This is a genomic window from Armatimonas sp. (assembly GCF_043760365.1).
Lineage (GTDB): Bacteria > Armatimonadota > Armatimonadia > Armatimonadales > Armatimonadaceae > Armatimonas.
The window spans coordinates 1-4,042 of record NZ_JAYUPA010000656.1 but is presented as its reverse complement, the minus strand read 5'-3'; the positions used below and the strand labels follow the sequence as shown (position 1 = coordinate 4,042).

Below are 4,042 nucleotides of genomic sequence, written 5' to 3'. Positions count from 1 at the left end.
AAACTCACCAAGCGTGAGGTCGAAGTACTATCTCTCGTCATTGAGGGAAAGTCCAGCAAAGAAGTGGCGGATCAGCTCTACGTGAGCAAGCGAACCGTTGATTTTCATCTGGCTAATATCTACAGCAAGCTCAGTGTAACCAACCGTCTTCAGGCCTTTCGCGAGGCAACACGACGTGGGCTACTGGCCTACCCGGGTAGCAACAACCCGCAGTAAATTTCGGAGAACTCAATCACACACACAAGAACACCCCGGGAGCTAGGCTCCAGGGGTGTTTTGTTGATTTATTTTTCGCGCACCTTAACATAGCTGTCGAGGGCGCATTCTGTCAAGGTATCGGTCTGTCCGCTGGGCCAGTGGATCTCCACTTTATCCACTTTGCTCGCCGCTCCCAGCCCAATATGGACGCGGGAATCCGAGCTAGAGAGGTAGGAACCATCGGCGCGGCAGTAGCGCACGAGCTTACGTCCCCCTGCCTCCACGGTAACCCGAGCACCGTAGCCACTTCGATTGCTCTTTGTTCCCTCTAGCTGTAGCCCGAGCCAGTGTCCGGTCTGAGTTGTTTCGTTGTGTAGCAGAAGCGGCTCGCCCTCACTGTCAACGATCAGCAGGTCCATGCGCCCGTCGTTGTCGTAGTCGCCGGTTGCCAGACCGCGCCCTACCATCGGCTTCTTGAGTGCCGCAACTCTCTGGCTGACTTCCTCGAACTGCGGCTCGTTCTTGGCGATCGCACCCCGGTTGTGGAAAAGCTGGGAGGTCTGGCGGTAGGTGGTGCTCTTATCAATGCGGGCGATATTGTCTTGGACATGGCCGTTAGCAAAGGCAAGATCCAGCCAGCCGTCGTTGTCGTAGTCAAAGAAGCGGGTTCCAAAGGCGACATACGGGCGTGTCGCGGCACCTAGGCCCACCGGGTAGCTGACATCGGTGAAGAAGTTGCTGCCTTCGTTGTGGTAGAGCGATTTAGGCTCGTTCTGAAACGTGGCGACCACTAAGTCAGGCTTGCCGTCGTTGTCGTAGTCACCCCAGTCCGTGCCCATGCCACCGTGGACACTGCTATCACGGTCGTAGGCGGTGCCGGACTCCTGCCCGATATTTTTGAGCTGCCCCGCTGCCGTGCTCTGGAGCAAGTCCCCTGCGATCTCGTCGTTGGCGAAGGCGATTCCGAGTGTGCCTGTGGCGTTGTGGTCGCAGCTCGCGACCCCGAGCCCTCGGCCCGTTGTCTGTTTCAGTGGCTCGGAAAGAAACTTTCCGCTCCCCTGGTTCCGAAAGAGTACTGCCTTGAGCGGCTCATAGTGGCGTGGGCCACAGGACGTCTGCAGCGGCTTGCCGTCAACATCTTTGCCCTCGCAGAGCTGCAATATCCCCGGTTCTGGGCCAAAGCGAGCGTAGTTTGCCACGATCAGATCCAGCTTCCCGGAGCCGGGCACCAGCTCTACCCAGGTGCACGATGTCCCCCAGGGCTGCGCCTTGAGGCCACTTGCCGCCGTGACATCGGTGAATTTCTCACCCTTCTCGTTGTGTAGCAAGGCACCGCCCCGGTAGGCAGAGAGGTAGAGATCGGGAAAACCATCGCCGTCGTAGTCGCCCACGGCGCAGCCCAGAAAGTGCCCGGTGAGGGAGGGAAGGGCACTACTAGGCGCGAATTTCCCTTTCCCATCGCCCTTAAAGAGTCCCGGCTTGGGGCCAACCAGTAAGATATCCAGGTTACCGTCGTTGTCGAAGTCTAAAAAAGCGCAGCCATTGCCGATGGTCTGAAGAATATTAAGGGGGCGCGTGCCGCTAATCTCCCAGACATAGCTCAGCCCCGCTGCCTTCCCGACATCACTAAAGAGAGGGCCGACGGGGGCGGAAGGAGGCGCGTTTTGGGTCGGCGTTTTGGGACAGCTCGCGCCCGAGAGCGCGAGCAGTCCCAGAAGGCAAAGACCTCCTGTAGCGTGTCTCAGCGTCCGCCTCCCATGGGGCGACCCTGGTTCGGAGCGGACATATTCCCGACGGGAGCTTGCCCTGCAGGCACATTTCCCTTTGCATAACCAGGCGGCTGCCCGATGGGCGCATTGGTATTGACTGAATCGGGCTGGTTCCCTTTGATGACGACGAAGACAATGATCCCCAGGACGACAATCACTGCAATGATGGTCGCGATGGGACCCGCACTCTCTTTAAGGTTCACTCTCGTTTTTCCTTTTTCCCTGATGTAGGTTGGCTGAAGCGGCGCTGCCGCTCGGCACGGATGGCATTGGCTTGGGCCAACCCTCCGCGCTGTGTATAGAAGCTGATGGCTCTGTCATAGAGTTCCGGTCGGTTGGGCTGATCCACAATCGCCTTGAGCACATCCACTTCCGCTTGTTTTGCATCCCGGATGCGTGTAGATTCGTTAAGTGCCTCGCGGGCTCCTGCCTCGTCCCCCTTGAGGCGCAGCGCTTGGGAGAGCTGGTACCAGATGGGCTCGGAGTCTGGCGAGAGTGCTGTCGCTTTTTTAAGCTCCCCAATGGCTTCGTCCGTGTTTTTACGCCGCAATGCCAACAATCCTCGCCCGTAGTGAACCATCGGGCGGGCAACGGGATCTGGCCAGGCGGCATTGAAGTGGGCGAAGATCTCGGCGAAGTCTTTCTCCTGCACCGACGATTCCAGCATTGCGACACCTAGGAGCGCGCGGTTGAGCGTGTCTTCGGGGGAGAGAACGAGCAGCTCCCGTGCCGCTACAATTGCCTTGTCGTTCTCCTTGCGCTCCACATAGGCGCGTACCAGTGCCCGGCGGTAGTCGGTGATTTCGGGGGCAAGGGCGATGGCTTTTTTGAGCAGTTCCACAATAGGATCCGTGGTGAGGCTTGGGCCAAGTCGGCTAGTTTGTTGCGTGCGCGCTTCCTGGTAGGCTTTCTCCGCCTCGCCCCCGCGTGCGGCGCGCTGCTCGTAGGCACGCTGGAGGCTTGCCTTGAAGCGGGCCTGTTTCTCGGGCTCCCAGCCTGCCACGCTCTGGTAGTAAAGTGATGCCTCCCGAGGACGATCGAGCGCCAGAAGCACATCGCCCATCGCCTCAAACGCCGCCGGGCTTTTCTGGGTCTGCTTAAACACATCGCGCAGCAGTAGTAGGGCAAGCGGTGCCTGTTTCTCGTTTAGCAAGAGGCGCGCTCCTGCTGTCAGAACGGTTGGGGAGTCAACGGGATTGCGCTGCGCGGCCCCCAGATGCCGTAGCATTCCGGTGGCATCGGCGCGGTGTGCGAGGCGACGTGCCATCTCCTGGTGCGAGGCAGGGGCATCCGGAGCGCGCCGAAGCGTCTCCTCAGCACGCTGAAAGGCATCGGCCTCCTCGCGCCGCACCAGAAACTCCCGGTTCCAGAGCTGCTCTTTGGAGACCTCCGCGAGCTCACGGTAGGCTTTGCGCAGCAGATTCGCGGGTAAGGAAGCGTAAAAAAGAGACTTGGCGGCTTTCTCCAGGGGAGCGAGCGACTCCTTCCAGAGTTTTTGTGCCTGGAGGGCCTGCCCCAGAAGCAGCGCACTCTCTCCACTTTCGGGGTCACAAGCGAGTGCTCTCTCGGCGGATTTCTGTGCCCCCGCATAGTCCTGCTGGCCCAGCAGTAAGCTCCCAAACTCCTCATGGTAGCCCGCTTTTTTAGGATCGAGCTCGATGGCTCTTGCCAGTGCTTTTTTCGCTCCCACCGGATCATTGGAGTCGCGCAGGAGGCTACTCAGCATGGCATGGTCCGGGGCGCTCTCCGGGCGCAGCGCGACTGCCTCGCGGATGGCACTGAGCGCAGCCGCCTGATCCCCTCCGTGTTCGCTGACTACGGCCTTCAGGAACCAGGCCTCACCAAGAGAGGGGTTGTAGGTCAGAGCGAGCTTCAGCTCCTCTCCCGCACGGGCGGTGGAGTTTTGCGAGACATAAAAACGTGCAAGACTCAGGTGGCCCTCCGCATCGTTGGGGTAGGCCTTGGAGAACTGCGTGAGAACATTGAAGCCACCGGTGATATTTCCCTGACCAATCAGTGCCCTAGCCCACGCATCACGGATGCGAGCACTGTCAGGCTGACGCTCCGCCGCCTGC

At 59.8% G+C, this 4,042-nt stretch carries 4 protein-coding genes; 1 reads left to right on the top strand and 3 read right to left on the bottom strand.

All coding sequences use genetic code 11. The annotated features are described in order from the left end of the window. Positions 1 to 216: LuxR C-terminal-related transcriptional regulator (locus ACH2EH_RS15185; protein WP_395142885.1), on the top strand; the 216-nt coding region annotated here is incomplete at its 5' end. Positions 217 to 284: 68 nt separating this feature from the next. Here the strand turns inward: ACH2EH_RS15185 and ACH2EH_RS15180 are convergent. The 3 genes from ACH2EH_RS15180 to ACH2EH_RS15170 form a co-directional block, all read right to left on the bottom strand. Then, positions 285 to 1,907, bottom strand: coding sequence for a CRTAC1 family protein (locus ACH2EH_RS15180; protein WP_395142886.1), 1,623 nt, complete (start codon positions 1,905 to 1,907; stop codon positions 285 to 287). Between the two features lie 32 nt (positions 1,908 to 1,939). Next, positions 1,940 to 2,170: a hypothetical protein gene (locus ACH2EH_RS15175; RefSeq protein ID WP_395142884.1), complete on the bottom strand. Its 231-nt coding sequence runs from the start codon at positions 2,168 to 2,170 to the stop codon at positions 1,940 to 1,942. Beyond that, positions 2,167 to 4,042 (bottom strand): tetratricopeptide repeat protein (locus tag ACH2EH_RS15170; protein WP_395142883.1); only part of this gene is annotated, 1,876 nt, incomplete at its 5' end. The genes ACH2EH_RS15175 and ACH2EH_RS15170, both read right to left, overlap by 4 nt.